General features: G+C 70.9%; 16 protein-coding genes. 14 read left to right on the top strand and 2 right to left on the bottom strand.

From position 1 onward, the window contains the following. Positions 1-64 precede the first annotated feature (64 nt). The 13 genes from AB0D48_RS31855 (at position 65) to AB0D48_RS31795 (ending at position 11,910) form a co-directional block, all read left to right on the top strand. Entirely contained in the window at positions 65-652 is a 588-nt protein-coding gene (locus tag AB0D48_RS31855; protein ID WP_362404826.1) for a hypothetical protein, read from the top strand. Positions 653-879: 227 nt separating this feature from the next. Beyond that, entirely contained in the window at positions 880-1,599 is a 720-nt protein-coding gene (locus AB0D48_RS31850; RefSeq protein WP_362404823.1) for an ATP/GTP-binding protein, read from the top strand. A 46-nt stretch (positions 1,600-1,645) separates the two neighbouring features. Then, entirely contained in the window at positions 1,646-2,365 is a 720-nt protein-coding gene (locus AB0D48_RS31845) for an SAF domain-containing protein (RefSeq protein WP_362404820.1), read from the top strand. Continuing rightward, a complete protein-coding gene (locus AB0D48_RS31840) occupies positions 2,365-3,186 on the top strand; it encodes a hypothetical protein (RefSeq protein ID WP_362404817.1) in 822 nt (273 codons plus the stop codon). The genes AB0D48_RS31845 and AB0D48_RS31840 overlap by 1 nt, the downstream gene beginning before the upstream one ends. A 184-nt stretch (positions 3,187-3,370) precedes the next feature. Further along, complete coding sequence (locus AB0D48_RS31835; RefSeq protein ID WP_362404814.1) at positions 3,371-4,744, top strand: CpaF/VirB11 family protein; 1,374 nt, start codon at positions 3,371-3,373, stop codon at positions 4,742-4,744. 11 nt (positions 4,745-4,755) lie between these two features. Continuing rightward, positions 4,756-5,664: a type II secretion system F family protein gene (locus AB0D48_RS31830; RefSeq protein ID WP_362404904.1), complete on the top strand. Its 909-nt coding sequence runs from the start codon at positions 4,756-4,758 to the stop codon at positions 5,662-5,664. Continuing rightward, positions 5,661-6,542: a type II secretion system F family protein gene (locus AB0D48_RS31825; protein WP_362404811.1), complete on the top strand. Its 882-nt coding sequence runs from the start codon at positions 5,661-5,663 to the stop codon at positions 6,540-6,542. Before AB0D48_RS31830 ends, AB0D48_RS31825 begins: the two co-directional genes overlap by 4 nt. A gap of 24 nt (positions 6,543-6,566) precedes the next feature. Beyond that, positions 6,567-6,767, top strand: coding sequence for a hypothetical protein (locus AB0D48_RS31820; RefSeq protein WP_362404807.1), 201 nt, complete (start codon positions 6,567-6,569; stop codon positions 6,765-6,767). Between the two features lie 124 nt (positions 6,768-6,891). Further along, positions 6,892-7,236, top strand: a complete 345-nt coding sequence (locus tag AB0D48_RS31815) for a TadE family protein (protein WP_362404804.1) — start codon at positions 6,892-6,894, stop codon at positions 7,234-7,236. Then, positions 7,233-7,703, top strand: a complete 471-nt coding sequence (locus AB0D48_RS31810) for a TadE/TadG family type IV pilus assembly protein (RefSeq protein ID WP_362404801.1) — start codon at positions 7,233-7,235, stop codon at positions 7,701-7,703. The genes AB0D48_RS31815 and AB0D48_RS31810 overlap by 4 nt, the downstream gene beginning before the upstream one ends. Positions 7,704-7,705: 2 nt before the next feature. Continuing rightward, positions 7,706-8,152 carry a pilus assembly protein TadG-related protein gene (locus AB0D48_RS31805; protein ID WP_362404798.1) on the top strand — a complete coding sequence of 149 codons (447 nt, stop codon included), beginning with the start codon at positions 7,706-7,708 and terminating at the stop codon, positions 8,150-8,152. Positions 8,153-8,181: 29 nt separating this feature from the next. Further along, a complete protein-coding gene (locus tag AB0D48_RS31800) occupies positions 8,182-11,496 on the top strand; it encodes a LysM peptidoglycan-binding domain-containing protein (protein ID WP_362404796.1) in 3,315 nt (1,104 codons plus the stop codon). Positions 11,497-11,538: 42 nt separating this feature from the next. Next, positions 11,539-11,910, top strand: a complete 372-nt coding sequence (locus tag AB0D48_RS31795) for a hypothetical protein (RefSeq protein WP_362404793.1) — start codon at positions 11,539-11,541, stop codon at positions 11,908-11,910. Between the two features lie 248 nt (positions 11,911-12,158). Here the strand turns inward: AB0D48_RS31795 and AB0D48_RS31790 are convergent, their stop codons facing one another. Together AB0D48_RS31790 and AB0D48_RS31785 are read right to left on the bottom strand one after the other, a co-directional pair. Beyond that, on the bottom strand, positions 12,159-12,605 hold the full coding sequence (locus tag AB0D48_RS31790; protein WP_362404790.1) for a hypothetical protein: 447 nt from the start codon (positions 12,603-12,605) through the stop codon (positions 12,159-12,161). 722 nt (positions 12,606-13,327) lie between these two features. Next, a complete protein-coding gene (locus AB0D48_RS31785) occupies positions 13,328-14,989 on the bottom strand; it encodes a DUF2637 domain-containing protein (RefSeq protein ID WP_362404787.1) in 1,662 nt (553 codons plus the stop codon). A 354-nt stretch (positions 14,990-15,343) separates the two neighbouring features. Between AB0D48_RS31785 and AB0D48_RS31780 the strand changes: the two genes are divergently transcribed. Further along, entirely contained in the window at positions 15,344-16,150 is an 807-nt protein-coding gene (locus AB0D48_RS31780; RefSeq protein ID WP_362404785.1) for a GntR family transcriptional regulator, read from the top strand. Positions 16,151-16,449 lie beyond the last annotated feature (299 nt).

The following is a 16,449-nucleotide window of genomic DNA, read 5'->3' as shown; positions in this document are numbered from 1 at the left end:
CGACGTGGCCCAGGTGGACGGCCCGGACCGGCCACCCGGCGAGGTGACAACCGGGGGTATCCACGTGACAACCACACGCCAGCACCACACCCGCACCGCACGGCATCGCCGGCTGCTCGCGGCCGCCGCCATCGCAGCGACCGTCACAACCGTCACGGCCGGCTGCTCCAAGGACGACAAGGCGGCCCCGCCGCCGCCCAGTCCCACCGCGTCGCCCAGCCCCTCGGCCGACCCTCAGGAAGCCGAGAAGGCCGCCCTCCTCGGCGTGTACCGCGCCTTCTGGGACGCCTCGCTGAAGGCCTACTCCACCGGATCCATGAAGAACACCGGGATGGAATCCGTAGGCGTGGACAAGGCCTACGCGAAGGTCCAGGCGACCCAGATCTACTACAGGGACAACGACTTCGTCATGACTGGCGCCCCGAACCTGTCGCCGAGGGTCACGGCTCTGGACTCGGCGGCTGCTCCGCCCAAGGCGAGCATCACCGACTGCATCGACAGCACCAACTACATCCAGGTGGAGAAGCAGAGCGGCAAGCCTGTGGAGACGATGGATAAGAACCGTCGCCACGCCGCCACCTACACCGCTCTGAAAGTCGGCGGAGCCTGGCAGATCCGCGACTTTGATATCTCCCGGGACCAGCTGTGCTGAGCGGCACGGGACGCATGGCCACAACCGCGCTGTTACTCGCTGTATCCCTGTGCGCCGTTCCTGCGGCAGCAGACGAGCCGAAGCCGGGCACCAACTGCCCGCCCGGTGCCGCAGACTGCGATGTCTACTCCGGCGGCAAGAAGCCCCCGAAGCCCAGTCGGCCTGGCGATGACGGTAAGCCGGGAGATGACGGCGGCGGGGGCGGCGGGGGCGGTTCGGCCAAATGCATGGCTCGCGACGGCTCCGGCGGGACGTTCGAGGTTCCCTGTCACGATGAAGAGTCGGGCTGGTTCGACCAGTCCAGCTCCTGCTACTGGCGCCTTCTGGAGCCACCACCGGCCGCCAATGATCCGGTCTGGGCCGGACACACGCCGGGGGACGGCGCTGTTTACAACGGCCAGTGCCCGGGCCAGCCGCTGATGGGCGGGCTCCGCTGGTTCCAGAACCCCCCTCCCGGATACGGCGGCGGCCCGAACCTGGCAGCCCTGGCCGAGGAGGCGGTCACCAAGATGCGGCTGCTCGGCGCCGATATCGGTGTCGCCCCCAAGCAGGGCGGCACCGGAACGGTCGGAGTTCCCGTCTGGGTGTGGAACGGGCCCAGCCCGCAGACCACCGGTCCGACGTCGGCGAGCGCGACGGCGCTCGGGGTGACGGTGACGGCCACGGCGACCGTGCAGAACGTCGTGTGGAACTTCGGGAACGGCTCCACCGTGTCCTGCCCGTTCCCGGGAACGCCGTACAGCCCGTCCTTCGGGCTGAACCCGCCCAACACGGCCAGCGGGCAGTGCGGCATGCCGGGCTACTCCCGCGTCGGCGAGTACGCCGTGACCGCGACGACGACCTGGGCCGTGCATTGGGTCGGCGGGGGCCAGCAGGGCGACCTGACCACGACCCGCACTTCGCAGGTTCCGGTGCGCATCGGAGAACTCCAGGTCGTCGGCCAGTAGCAGGCCGAGCGACCGCACTTCCTTTCCTCTCCAGGAGGCACAGCACGTGAGTACCACCACCACGCCCACAACACCGGGTCGTGCCGCCGTACCCGCGCCCCGCGGTCCGGGAGCCGAGCCGGCGGCCGCCCCGCGCGTCGTGCGCCAGCGCCGGCGCAGGCCTGGCCTGATCGCTCTGTCCGTCGCTCTGATCGCGGCGGGAGGCCTGTCCGGCGCGCTGCTGTTCACCGCGTCGGGGCAGCGGTCCGCAGTGCTGGTGGTGGCCCGTGACGTGCCGGTGGGGGCGTCGGTCACCGACGCGGACCTGGCGCCGGCGTCGCTGGCCCTGGACCCGGCCGTCAATGCGGTGCCCCTCGCGAAGAAAGCCGACGTCGTGGGTCAGCGTGCCGCGGTCGCGCTGAAGGCGGGCTCGCTCCTGTCCCCCGGACAGGTCACTTCCGTCTCGCTGGTCAAGGCCGGTGAGCAGCTGGTGGGTGTCGCGCTGAAGCCGTCACAGCTTCCGGCGAGCCGTCTCACGCCCGGCCAGAAGGTGCTGATCGTGTCGACGCCAGATCCGGCCCAGGCCGGCACTGCGGGCAAGGGCGCCGAGCCGACGGCGGCGCCGAAGACGCTGTCGGCGACCGTGGTTGCCGTAGGGACGCCCGCGCCCGCGACAGGCGTGGTCGTGGTGGATGTGGCCGTGCCGTCCAGCGACGGGCCGGCACTGGCCGCTCGGGTAGCGACGGGTGCGATCGCGCTGATCCTGGCACCGCAGGAGGGCAGCTGATGGCCGTCGTCGCGCTGGTCGGGGGGCTGGGTGCCCCGGGGGTGACCACGGCGGCGATGGCGCTGCTGATGACGTGGCCGCTGGCGGAGGGCCAGCGGGTGGTACTCGCCGAGGCAGACCCGGACGGCGGCGCGATCCTGCCGGGCGCGCTGCAAGGGACTTTGGACAATTCCCACGGGATGCGGAACCTCGCGGTGGCGGGGCGCCAGGGTCAGCTGGGTGAGGCGTTCTGGCGACAGCTGGTCGATGTCACCGATGAGGGGACCCGCGACCGGCTGGTGCTGCCCGGTCTCTACGACCCTGCGCACGCCTCCGCGATGGAACCGGTGTGGAAGCCTCTCGCGGACATGTTCGCCGGGATCGAGGCGCACCAGCACGACGTCCTGGTGGACCTGGGGCGGCGCGGTGGGTTCGGAGCGTCCGCGGTTCTCGCCCAGCGTGCGGATGTCGTCTTGATGGTGGCCCGTACGACCCTGCGCAGCCTGCAGAGTGCCCAGGTACGGCTGAACGCGCTGCGCGAGCTTGTCGGCGGGGGCGCCGAGCTCGGTCTGCTTCTCGTGGACGAAGGCCCGTTCTCCAAGGAGGAGGTCCGCCGGACCCTCGGTGTCCCAGTCACGGCGGTGCTGCCGTGGCGGCCGAAGGAAGCCAAGGTGCTGTCCGACGGAGCGGAGCAGCCCCGCCGGTTCGAGTCGAGCGAGCTGATGCGGTCGGCGCGGTCGGCCGCGGTGCGGGTGCAGGAGCTGGTGGCGATCCGCCGCTCGCGCCTCGCCCCGCCGCCTCCCGCATCCACGCTGGGGCGGGTGGTGAACGGTGCGCGCTAACCCCCTGCACAATGATCCACAGGTCACAGCACCGGCTGCCGGTTCGCTGCAGGCCCGCCTCGTCGCCCCGCGTCACCTCCCCGCCGTGCCCGCCCCGGCTGGCGCAGTCGGCGCGGGGGGCGTTGATGCGCGGTCGGCGCTCCCCGGCACAGTCAAGCCTGCAACTGCGGGCGCACCGGCTGTTGTGGTGGACTATGGGGCGGTACGGCTGATCAAGAAGGAGGTCGGGGAGCGGCTCACCGACCTGCTGCGGGCCCGTCCGGGTATGAGCCCGGCAGCGCAGGAGCAGCAGGGCCGGCATCTGATCAATGAGCAGGTGGCAGTGTGGTCGGATGCAGAGGCCGTCAAGCGCGGTGCGGCCACCAGCGCGGCCGAGGACGCGGCGATCGCCCAGGCTGTCTTCGACCTGCAGTTCCGTGCGGGCCGGCTCCAGCAGCACCTGGACAACCCGCTGGTGGAGAACATCTTCATCAACGGGTACGCCGACGTGTGGTTGGACTTCACCGACGGCCGCCGCGTGCGGGTGGCGCCGGTCGCCGACTCGGATGAGGAGCTGCGCGAACTTCTGCGCGACCTCGCGCGCAGGACGACCGGACAGGCTGAACGCAGCTTGTCGACCGCCGACCCGTTCCTCGCCCTGCGGCTGTCGGACGGATCCCGCCTGCAGGCGGTCATCGATGTCACGCCGGGCACCTATGTGACGATCCGCCGGCACAGCATGCGCCACGCCGATCTGCCCGCGCTGGTCAACCGGGGGATGCTCGACACCACTCTGGAGCAGTTTCTGCGGGCGTGCGTACGCGCGGAGAAGAACGTCATGGTCGTCGGCGGTCAGGCCGCGGGCAAGACCACGCTGCTGCGCGCGCTGCTGCGCGAGATCGACCCCGACGAGCGGTTCGCCACGCTGGAGACCGAGTACGAGCTGTTCGCCCATGAGAACGGGCACCACCGCCAGGTCGTGCCGATGGAAGCGCGCGAGTCCAACGGTGAGATGGTCGCAGGGCAGGCGGCCGGCGAGATCACGCTCATGGACCTGATGTACCGGGCGCTGCGTATGACGCTGACGCGGATCGTGGTCGGTGAGGTGCGCGGGCCGGAGATCGTGGCGATGCTGCAGGCGATGACGAACGGCGCTGGTGGAAATTTGTGCACCCTGCACGCCATCCACCCGAGCGTGGTGTTCGACCGTATCGCCGAGCTCTACCTGCTGGCGCAGGCCAACATGTCCGAGGCCCTTGCCTACCGGCAGGCCGCGAACGGCCTGCACTTCATCGTGTTCGTCTCCTCCATCGATGAGACGAAGATCGGTGGTCACCGCCACCGGTTCGTCTCCCACGTCCTGGAGGTCACCGGGATCGGGGAGGGCGGGCGGCCGGAGACGAACGCGATCTTCGGGCCGCGCCCGGAGTGGGGTGAGCACCGGGCGGTTCCGCTCATGCATCCGCGGTGCATCAACGACCTGCGCCGCGCCGGGTTCGACGCCGCGCTGCTCAACGTTACGGGTGGGGCGTGGAGCACGGCCCTGCCGCTGCTGGTGGATGAGGGGGCGGGCCTGTGATCGCGCTGCTGATGTGGGTACTGGCCGGTCTCGCGCTCGCGGGCGGTCTGGTGGGGCTTGTCTGCGGGATCGTCGGGACGACTGCGCCCAAGGGGCCGACGGTGGCCGCCCGTGTCCGTGCGGGCCGTCGCCTGGCCGGGCGGGACCAGCGCATGGCGCGCCGCACCCGCCTGGTCGGCGGCGCGCTGGCCGGGGTGCTGCTGTGGCTGGTGACCGGGGTGTTCGTCGCCGGGGCGCTGGTGTTCCTGGCCGTGGTCGGGGTGCCGTGGCTGCTGGCGCCGACGAAGTCGGCGACGGCCCGGATCGGGAAGCTGGAGGCGCTGGGCGACTGGACGCAGCGCCTGGCCAACGTGCTGCGGTTGGGCCGAGGCCTGGACGAGGCTCTGCAGATCTCCCGGAAGGGCTGTCCCGACGAGATTGCTGCCGAGGTCGGGGACCTGGTGGACCGGCTGCACGTCGGTTGGCGGCCGGCTGATGCGCTGCGCCTGTTCGGGGATGCCCTGGACGACGTGACGGCCGACAAGGTCGTCGCCGCCCTGGTGCTGTCGGCCGCTGACCGGGGCCCCGGGCTCGCGCAGGCGCTGGATGACCTCGCCGAGTCCGTACATGAAGAGGTCTCACGTCGGCGGGCGATCGAGGCGGATAGGGCCAAGCCCCGTACGACGATGCGGTGGATGACCATCATCACGCTCGGCGTCGTCGGAGCCGGTTTCCTCATCCCGTCGTATACCGCCCCGTACGGCACGCTGATCGGGCAGCTGGTTCTGGCCGTCCTCGCCGTCGGCTTCGTGGGGGTCCTCGCGCTGATGCGGCAGATCGCCGACACCAAGCCGGTCCCCCGCTTCCTGGTCGCCGACCCCCGCAGCGCGGTCACACTGGCCTCGCGTGCCGATGTTGAGGGCGCGGAGGTGTCCGCATGATTCCGGTGTCTGCGGTCCTGGCAGGCGCGTCGATCGGCGCCGGTACGGCGCTCCTGATCCGTGAAATGCTGCGCCCCGCGCCCGCGCTCGGGCCGGCGCTGCGCCGCCTGAACGAGCCCGCACCCCTGCGCACCAGCGAGGAGCTTGTTGACCGTGACGAGCGGTGGGGCCGGTGGCTGGTGGAGCACCTCGCCGATGTGCCAGGCGTACGGATCCCCCACAAGGATCTCGCGCTGACCGGCACCACCCCAGCCCGCTTCCTGCTGACCAAGGTGGCGCTGGCCGGGGGCGGTCTGCTGCTGCCGCCGCTGTCCACGATCCCGCTTCTGCTGCTGGGCCTGCCGCTGTACCTGCCCGCCATTGTCGGGCTCCTGGCCGGCGTCCTGTTGTGGTTCACCCCCGACCTGGCGCTGCGGGACAAGGCCAAGAGGGCGCGGGCCGAGTTCGCGCACGCCATGGCCGCCTACCTCGACCTGGTCGCGCTGCGCCGGGCCGGGAACGTGTCGGCGGAGCAGGCCATGGAGCAGGCCGCCCAGACAGGGCAGGGCTGGGCGTTCGTGCGGATCCAGGGGGCGTTGGCCCGCTCGCGGGTCGACAAGGTCCCGCACTGGGAGTCACTGGCCCGCCTGACCGCCGAGCTGGACCTGCCCGTCCTGGACGACCTCGCCGCGATCATGCGGCAGTCCGCCGACGACGGCGCGTCCGTCTACGCCACCTTGCGCTCACGCGCCAAAAACCTGCGCACCGAGCTCCTCGCCGCGCAGGCGGCGGAAGCGAACGCCGACAGCGAGAAGATGACCGCCCCCGGCGCGCTCCTCGCCGTCCTGGTCATGCTCCTGATCGCCTTCCCCGCCGTCATCCGCATGCTCAACACCTGACCCGCACACAAGGGAGTCCCGGACATGACCAAGCACGCCATCCGGCTGTCGATCGCCCTCAAGTCGCACTGGGAGGACATCAAGAAGCACAGCGCCAAGGACCGGGGGGACATCTCCATCACCACGGTCATCATCTGGGTCGCCGTCGTCGCCGGGGCACTGGCCATCGCCGGGACACTCGGCGTCGTCATCACCAAGTACAACGGCAAGCTGTCCGGGATCTGAGCCCCGGACAGCAGCACAGGACACGGAAGAAGAGGGGGGCGTAGTGGCACGCAGGGCGAGAAGCCGTCCTCACCGGTGGCCGGACCTGGGCCGGCTGGGCGACCGGGGGGAGTCCTCCATCCAGATGGCGATCGTGTTCCCGTTCGTCATCCTGGTCACCGTCGCCGTGGTGCAGGCTGCCATGTGGGTCTACGCCCGCAACATCGCCCTGACCGCCGCGCGCGAGGGTGTCGCCGCCGCCCGCACCTACCAGTCACCGGAAGGCGCGGGAGCCGCCCGAGCCCGCGAGACCCTCGGGCGCATCGCGGGCGACAGCCTCACCGGCAGCACGGTCAGCACGTCCGGCAGCACCGCCACCGAAGTGCGGGTGACCGTCACCGGCCACGCCCCGTCCCTGATCCCCGGGATCTCCGGTCTCTCGGTATCGCAGTCCGCTGGCGCGCCCCGCGAACGGTGGACCACGCCATGACCCGCACATGTCTGCCGTCGTGGGCGGCCCGGAGGCTGGCCGCTGCCCGCGAGGACCGGGGCAGCGAGACCATCGCGGCCGCCATCGTCACCCCTCTGCTGCTGATGCTGCTGTGCCTGGCCATCGCCGGCGGACGCATCGTCACTTCCGGCGCGAAAGTCGACGCGGCCGCAGAAGACGCGGCCCGCGCCGCGTCCATCTCGCGCACCTACTCCGGCGCCCAGTCCGAGGCTGCCGCCGCGGCCGCCCGCTCCCTCAACGACCAGGGCATCCACTGCTCTTCGACCTCCACCAGCGTCGACTCGTCGGGGCTGGCCGTCCCTCTCGGCGACGTCGGCACCGTCACCGTCACGATCTCCTGCACCGTGCCACTGTCCGACCTGCTGCTGCCCGGGGTCCCCGGCAGCAAGACCATGACCAGTTCGTTCACCTCCGTCGTGGACGCCTACCGCTCCAGGGAGGGCTGACCATGCCCACACCGCGCGCCCGAAGGCGCGAGCGACTACGCGGCGACGAGGGCGGGATCACCGTCTACACCGCGATCTGCACCATCGCCCTGCTGGGCATCATCGGCCTGGCCATCGACGGCGGCGGGAAACTGCGCGCCACCGAACGCGCGGATGCCGTCGCCATGGAGGCGGCCCGCGCCGCGGGCCAGGCCATCGACCCCGCCTCAGCCGTCACCGGCCAGGGCGTACGCGTCGACCCCGACGCCGCGCAGGCCGCCGCCTACGCCTACATCGCCCGCGCCGGCACTAAGGGCAGCGTCGCCCTGTCCGCGGACCGCACCCAGCTCACGGTCACCGTCACCGACGCCTACCCCACCAAGTTCCTGTCCGTCGTGGGCATCGGCTCCCTCAGCGTGTCCGGCCACGGATCGGCACGCCTTCTGCACGGCGTGACCGGACCCCAGTAACAACCCCCTGTAGGGAGAAGGACCCGCTCATGTCGAAGACCCCCAGGGCCCGCACCCCGCGTCCGGCCCGCGGCCATGTCCAGACGGCGGCCGCCGTGCTGCGCGGCCTGCTCAGCCTGACCGTCCTGCTCGCCCTGCTGGGCGGTCTGCCCATGCTGCTGTGGTGGGCCACCTCTGTGGTCGGGCCGCCCGGCATGGCCGCGCTCGGCTCCCTGTTCTCCACCGACGACTCCGGGCAAGTCTTCCTCCTCGCCCTTGCCGTCGCCGGCTGGATCGGCTGGGCCCTGTTCGCGTGCGCGGTGCTGCTGGAGATCCCCGCCCAGCTGCGCGGCCGGGCCGCACCCCAGATCCGCGGCCTGGTCGGACAGCGGGCCGCCGCCACCCTCATCAGCGCCGTACTCCTGGCCCTGCCCACCGGCACGGCGCTAGCTCTGCCCGCCTCCGCCGCACCCGCGACCGCCGCCACCACGGGCGTCAGCGCGGCCGCCGTCCCCGGCACCGCCACCACCAACTCCCCCGCCGGCCCGGCAGCATCCTCCTCCGACACCGGCCACGGCCAGGTCACCTACACGGTGCGCGATACACGGCCCGCGGAAAGCCTGTGGTCGATCGCCGAGACGACCCTGGGGGACGGGCAGCGGTGGGAGGAGATCGCCGCACTCAACGAGGGCCGCACCATGCCCGCAGGGCTGGTCTTCCACGCCGAGCGGCCCATCCAGCCCGGATGGACCCTGCAACTCCCCACCGACGCCCGCCCCGGCCCGGACGGCCAAGCGAGCCCATCGGCCCCCCACAACAGTGGCACCTCCGCAACGACGTACACGGTCCGCGAGGGCGATAGCCTCTCCACCATCGCCGACCAACAGCTCGGCGACCCCGACCGGTACGGCGAGATCTTCGACCTGAACAAAGACAGTGACCTGCCCGGCGGCGGTGCCTTCACCGATCCCAACCTGATCCACCCCGGACAGCACCTCACCCTCCCCCAGCCGGCCACCACCACCCCCGCCCCTCCAGCGGAGGCCAAGCCCGACCCCGGCAGAAAGCCCGCGCCGGCGACTCCGGACGCCACGACATCGCCGACGTCGGCCGCACCGTCACCGGGCGCATCGGCAACGCCAACCCCCACGGCGTCGGCGCCCACCGCTGGACCGTCCGCTACCCCGGCGCCCGCGCCCGCGGCGACGGGACAGAGCCCGCAGCCGGCCCCGCCGACCACCGCCAGCCCGGTCGAAGGAGCCACGAGCGGCCAGGTGAACGTCGCCATGATCGCCGGGATCGGGACCCTGCTGGCCGCCTCCCTCGCCGGAGCGCTCGGCGTCCGCCGCATCCTGCAGCAGCGTGAACGCCGCGCCGGACAGACCATCGCCCAGGACGAGGAACCCACCCCCCTGGAACAGATCCTCGCCGCAGGCTCCGAACCGGCAGGGATCGAACTCCTGGACGGGGCACTGCGCACCCTCGCCCACCACGCCGCCGACCGCGACCTCACCCTGCCCGCCCTGCGCGGTGCCCGCCTCGATGCGGCCGGGGTGACCCTGCTGCTGGACGAACCCGCCGCCCCCATCACGCCGTTCGCCGACGGGCCGGCCCCTCGTGTCTGGATCCTCGACGAGCAGGCCGAGCTCCTCGCCGCCGAAGACCTCACCGACGTCCAGGCCCCCTACCCCGGCCTGGTCACCCTCGGCGCCAACACGGACGGGCTGGTCCTCATCGACCTCATGACCTGCCGGATCCTGCTCCTGGACGGCAGCGACGAGGAGATCCTGGAAGTAGCGCGTGCCCTCGCCCTGGAACTGGGCACCTGCGCATGGACCGACTACAGCGAGATCCTCACCTGCGGGCTCGGCGCCCGCCTCGCCGGACTCCTGCCCCAGGGCCGCATCCGCACCATGCCGCACCTCCCGGCCGTCGCCGCCGACCTCGGCGAGCTGATGCTGGAAGCCCACCAGAGCGGGGAACAGGTCCTGCCGTGGCTCGCGGTCCTGGCCGGGGAGACGGACGACGAGCATGTGGTGCAGCTCGCCGACGCCCTCGCCGCTGGCCGGACCCTGGACACCGCGGTGGTCCTGCCCGCCACCGCCGCAGCCCGCCGCTGCTTCCCCCACGCCGAAGTCCTCACCGTCACCGACGACGAGGACACTGCGGTCGCGGTGCTGGAAACGTCAGTGGACCTTCAGCGGATCACCGACGAGCAGTACCGGCAGTACATCCACGCCCTTACCGTCTCCACCCAAGACGCCAAGGCGGCGACCGGGCCGTGGGAGAAGGCCGAGGACCACAGCCGGGCGGCCGCCGGCGGCGCCACGCTGACCGTTCACGCCGTCGGCGAAGGATCCCTCGACCCCGGCAACCCCTTCCCCGCCCTGCTCGCCAAAAGCATCCCCGCCCCCGCAACTCCCACGGCCGGCAACACCGGCGCCACGGCCCCGGCAACCGCGAACACCACCGGGGCGGGCACACCTGACACACACAGCAGCACGAAAGCCGAAGCCCCAGCAGCAGCAGAGCAGCCCCCCAAGGTCCCTGCAGCAGCAGTCCCCGCACCGCACGCCTCGCCGCTCCCCCAGCCGCCCGGCCCCGAAGACACCAGCGTGCGCATCGACGTTCTGGGACCGCTGCGGATCAGCGGCGGCGCCGCGACCGCGCACAGCCCGCGCACCACCAGCGTCGCCGCCTACATCCACCTGCGGCCCGGCCGCAGCGCCGACGCCCTGTGTGCAGCGATGGACTTCGCCCACCCGTGGTCCACCCGGACCCTGCACTCACGCCTCTCCGAACTCCGCAACGCCATCGGCCTCCACACCAACGGCCAGCCGCTGCTCCCCCGCCCCAAGACGGGAGCTGGATACGCCTTCCACCCGGCCGTCACCTCCGACTGGGCACAGTTCCAGGAATACGCCGGCCGGGGCCTCGCAGCAGGCCCGCCCGCCGGCATCGAAGACCTGGAAGCGGCAATGGCGCTCGTGCGCGGCAAGCCGTTCGACGGCCGGACGCTGCCCTGGGCCGATCCGATCATCCAGGACATGCTGTCCAGGATCACGGACACCGCGCACACCCTCGCCCGCTGGCATGCCGACGGCCCCCTGCCCGACCTGGATGCCGCCCGCCGAACCGTGCACAAGGGCCTGGACATCGAAGAAACCTCCGAAGTGCTCTACCGCGACCTGCTGACCATCGAACGGGCCGCAGGAAACGACGCCGCGATCCGCCGGACCATCGCCCGCATCCAGCACATGGCACGCACCTACGACCTCACCCTCGAAGACACCACCCAGGACACCATCACCCACGCCCTGACCGGCAACGCCGCCCCCGCCGCGCCATTTACGGTGCGGGCCTGACACCGCGGCGCGCCCGTAGGCTGCGCAAGAGGATCAAATCCAATGACAGAGAACATAGTGAACAACGCAGATGAAGAACTCCGGCAGTGGAGAGAAGCCATGGCGGCGGACCTCCGCGGCCGTGACACGAGTCGCTCCACCAGGGCTCTCCTCGCATTGACCGTGAATGATCCGGACCGCAGCAGGATGGAACGCATCCTGCTGGACTGCCTGGAACCAGACAACGACCCGCAGATCACCGCCCTGGCCATCACCTGCATGGGACACCTGGGGCGCATCCACGGGACCGTGAGCGCCGAGCTGGTGAGCCGGCTCGAATCGCTGCTCGAAGACCCGGTTCTCGGAGGTCGGGCGGAGGACGCCCTCGGCGACGTCAGATGGTTCACCAAGGAAGGTCTGAATCCGCTCCAGTAGACGCACTGAGGCCCTGCCGGTGTCCAGCAGGGCCTCATTCTGTCCGGAGAACCGCATCGGCATCAGCGGGATTCACCGCAGCCGCATATCCGCCACCCTCGTGCGTCCGCGTTCGCCCGGGTCCAACTGGGGCGAGGCACTGTTCAGCTGAGCCGTCGGGCCGCCGCAGCGCCTGGACCGGGAGGGGGAGGCGCGGCGAGAGGCCGCCCATGCCAGCCGCGGGGTATATCCCGTGGCCCTACAGCCGCTCAAGCCGTCGGAGCGCGCAGCGCATCCCTGGCGTAGCGGGCCGCGGCGAGAAGCTCGGCGCGAGCCGTGCCCTCGCCGGCCGGCGGCCGGTCCTGCCACTCGGCCCGCACCTCGGCCACCGCCACGCACACGCCCTGAACCTCCGCCAGCAGGTCCGTCTCCAGCTCCTGGGACCGCGGGCCGGTCACCATCACCGTGCCGTAAAGACCGTACGGCAGCTCAATCCCCCGCCACACCGAAGCCAACACCCACACGGCCAGGTTCAGCGGAAGACGCGCGGACTGCCCATTGCCGTGAACATGGAGCACGGCACGGCGGTGGTAGACCGCGGTATCCGCCGAGCCTCCGACCCCAGCCCGGATCAGCAAACCCCGTTGCAGCTCATCCACGGGCCACGGCATCAGGGTCGTTCCACCGTCGGGATCGACACGCAGCACCGAACTCATCGCAGCCTCCCCAGTCAGCGACGAGTCAGCCTAGCGGCCTCCACTCACCGACCCGCTCCCCGCAAGTCACCAGGCCCACGGCCTACGGCGCGGTCAGCGGTCGGGGTCCGGAGTCGTGGTGACCGGTCACGTGGGAATCGGTCATGACCGATGACCGACGGGCCGTCGATCGGTCACCGGTCACCGCGACTCGAATCAGTCACCGGTCACCGGATCGGTCACGCCGATCGGCCAGCACTCACCGGCCCGCCCCGCACCAGTCACCACGCCCCACGGCCGCTGCGGGGGCGGTGGTCGGGGTCTCGGGGACTGGTGACCGGTGCCGTGGGAATCGTCATGACCGGTGACCGACGAGGCATTCGGTCACCGGTCACCGGGACCCTGATCAGTCACCGGTCCGGTCACCGGTCGCCGGATCAGTCACGACGATCGGCCACCAATCACCGGCCCGATCCGCACCACTCACCAGGCCCACGGCCACGCTGCTGATCCGGCGGTCCGGGTCTCAGTGACCGGTCACGTGGGAATCGGTCATGACCGATGACCGACGAGCTGCCCATCGGACCCGCGCCCGGATCGGTCACCGATTCTTGGATCGGTCACAAGCATGGGTCAGGGCTGCCCCGCGCCTTTGAGTCAGTAACCCCGATCGGTCACGCCACTGGTCACCAGCCGGTCATGGTCAGGATCGCCGGTCACCGTTCCGGTGACGATGCATGGGATCAGCCCCGGACTGCCCGGAGGCGCGGACGATCCTGCTGTCGGCGTTGCTCGGCAAGGTGGGCGGTTGCGGCGAGCAGACGGCGTTGACCCGTTTTCGGGGACACGCCAAGACGGCGGCCCACTTCCGCTCCAGACAACTTCTGCCCGGCTTCCTCAGCCTCGGCCAGCCAGCCGGAGACGGTCACCACCTGGCTCTGCACGGGATCGAGCTCAGACTCATCCGTAGCCTGCTGCCTGGGCAGGCGAGCGGTAGCCGCTCCGCTGTCGGCCCCGCCGGTCGACTCCCACACGTTCGTCTGACCGGAAGCGGGATCTGCCGGCTGGATGGGGAGAAGGCCAGCCCGAGACGTCTGCCCCGGCCCTCCCCCGTCGGCCCGACGGTCGTCGGCTGCTGCCGCGGTCAGAGCCCGAGCAGGCTCACGACCCTCCAACGCAACCTCGGTGGGCACGTGCGGCGCGAGGACCGGCGGGCCGGTCGTCGTCGCCGTCTCCCCGATCCCTGGCGGGGACGGCGAGACGGGTGGTCCGGAGACCGGTCGAGCGGTTCGAGCGGTCACGAGCGGGTCGTCGTCGGTCACAGCCGGCTCGACCCGGTGCCCGGTCAACGGGTGTGCCCCGGCGTGCAGCCGAGCCAAAGTCGGCTCCAGGTCTGCCCGGGACATCGGGCCTCCCGTCTTCGGGTCAGTCACTCCGTACGCCTCAGCGAGGTGCCAGGCGAACGAAGCAGCGTCCGCGAACTCGCCCAGGCCCGCAGAGTAGGAGCGGTACGCCTCCCACAACTCCTCGTCGGTCAGGCCCTGCGCGGACCGATCCGACGTACGGACCGCCTGTCCAGGACCCCTTGACGACTCGGCGCCCTCTGGCCCGGACGGCCCGAGCGCAGCGAGCGCCTGGACTGTCTGCGGAGCTGCACCCGTATCCAGCTCCTCGACAGGCTCGCGATCCAGCGACACCACCGGTGCAGCCGGGGGCAGCAATGCCGAGTCGATGCCCGCCGCCGCCAGCCCCTTGGGGGCCGTCTGCGCGAGCGGCACCCCGATCCGGGACAGCTTCAGCGGCATCAGCGCCTCCACCGGGGCCTTGCGCCGCCAGAAGCGCCCGTAGCGCGCCTGCAGCCGGGCCTGGTAGATCAGCCGGTCCTGCTCCATGCCGACCGCCTGCTCGTAGGAGCGCAGCTCCCACAGCTTCATCCGGCGCCACAGCTTGAACGTCGGGACGGGGGAGAGGAGCCAGCGGGTGATGCGGACGCCCTCCATGTGCCGGTCCGCGGTGATGTCCGCGATCCGGCCCACCGCGTGCCGGGCCGCCTCCACCGTCACCACGAACAGGATCGGGATCACCGCGTGCATGCCGACGCCCAGCGGGTCCGGCCAGGCCGCGGCGCCGTTGAAGGCGATCGTCGCGATCGTCAGCAGCCACGCGGTCTGGCGCAGCAGCGGGAAGGGGATCCGGATCCAGGTCAGCAGCAGGTCGAGCGCGAGCAGTACGCAGATGCCCGCGTCGATGCCGATCGGGAACACCAGCGAGAAGTCGCCGAAGCCTTTCTGCAGGGCGAGCGCGCGCACCGCGGAGTACGAGCCCGCGAAACCGATCGCCGCGATGACGACGGCTCCGGCGACCACGACGCCGATGAGAATCCGGTGCGTACGAGTCAGCTGCATCGCGTTCGTTCGCCTCCTTCGTCGGGCCTGCTCTGAGTTCCTAGATCACGGTCTCACCTGACTGGCATCCGCCGCCTGTATTACGCCGTAATCGTGGGCTGTTCCTTCGTCGGCGGCGGATCCGGGGCCGACCGCCTGGTCGCGGGTGGTGTCGGAGGCTGTGGACGCCGAGACGTCCGGGCGGCGCAGCGGGACCACAGGGGTCGCAGCCGCACACGCCCCCGTACCGGCCGCAGTGTCACGCACTCGCGCGGCAGTGGCGGCCGCCCTCCCCGTCAGCGCTGGACGCAAGGCCCCAATGAGCAACCGGTACGTATCCGGAGTGATGTTCCCTCAGGAACCAAAAAATCAACCATGGTTAATGTGGTGTACTGGTTTTACAAGACAGGGAGGATGCCCATGCCGTTGCAACGATGGCGCGACCTGGCCGACCGCCTGGCGGAGCGCATCACATCTGATGAGTTTCCGCCCGGTTCCAAGATGCCGACCACCGTGGAGTTGATGGCTGAGGGAGAGTCAAAACCGTCCATTGAACGGGCTTACCGGGAGCTCGTCGACCGCGGTCTCGTTGTACGCAAGCCACGGGTCGGGACGGTGGTCCGCAACCGCTCACGCGTCCGTGTCCCGTTGAGCCGATACGGGGCCGTGCTGCGCCCGGGCGGGGACAAGGGGCCATGGGAGACGGCAACGGCCGCAGTCGGCCTGGACGGCAGCGTCGTTCCCTCATCTGTGGAGCGCATCTCCGCGCCCGCCGGGCTTGCCGCGCTGCTCGAAATCGAACCTGGCTCCCCTGTTGTCCGCCGTAGCAGGCACGCCGTGATCGACGGGGATGTCGTGCAGGTCCAGGACGCCTACTATCCGGCCGGACTGGCTGCCGCATCGGGACTCGACGAACCGGGCAAGGTCATCGGCGGTGTGTTCGGGGCCATGACCGCGGCCGGGCTGGATCCGGCTACCGCCGACGAGACGGTCACAGCCCGGCCACCGACTCAGGCCGAGGCAGCAGAGCTCGGAATCGGGGAGCGGGTACCGGTCCTGTGTATCGAGCGCGTGGTACGCAGCCGTAGCGGCCAAGTCCTGGAGGTCCTGCGGGTGGTGGGCGCTGCCGACCGCCTGGAACTGCACTACGGGGGGCTCCCCCTGGCCGGCGGAGTTCCTTAACGGCCCAAGGAACCTCACCGGTGACTCACCGGCCGCGCCGTCGCCCAGTTGTGATAGCCCACGGGGCTCACCAGTGATCAGGCCGGTGACATCGGAGCTGTTCCGTAGGGCGTGACAACTCGCCCGTACCAAACGAGCCCCGCCACAGGTGGCGGGGCTCGCAGGTCCCCATACAGGCCTGGACCGCCTGCGCGGGGAAGAGCACCTAGTGCTGTGACCGCATAGGTTCACCGGGTTGCTCGTTGTGCTGGTTGGAAGCGGTGTCGCTTCCAACCAGCAGGGGAGGCGGGATGGCAACA

Source organism: Streptomyces sp. NPDC048269, from assembly GCF_040652395.1.
Classification (GTDB): domain Bacteria; phylum Actinomycetota; class Actinomycetes; order Streptomycetales; family Streptomycetaceae; genus Streptomyces.
The sequence above is the reverse complement of the archived record's forward strand: the minus strand, read 5'-3'. Positions and strand labels throughout refer to the sequence as shown.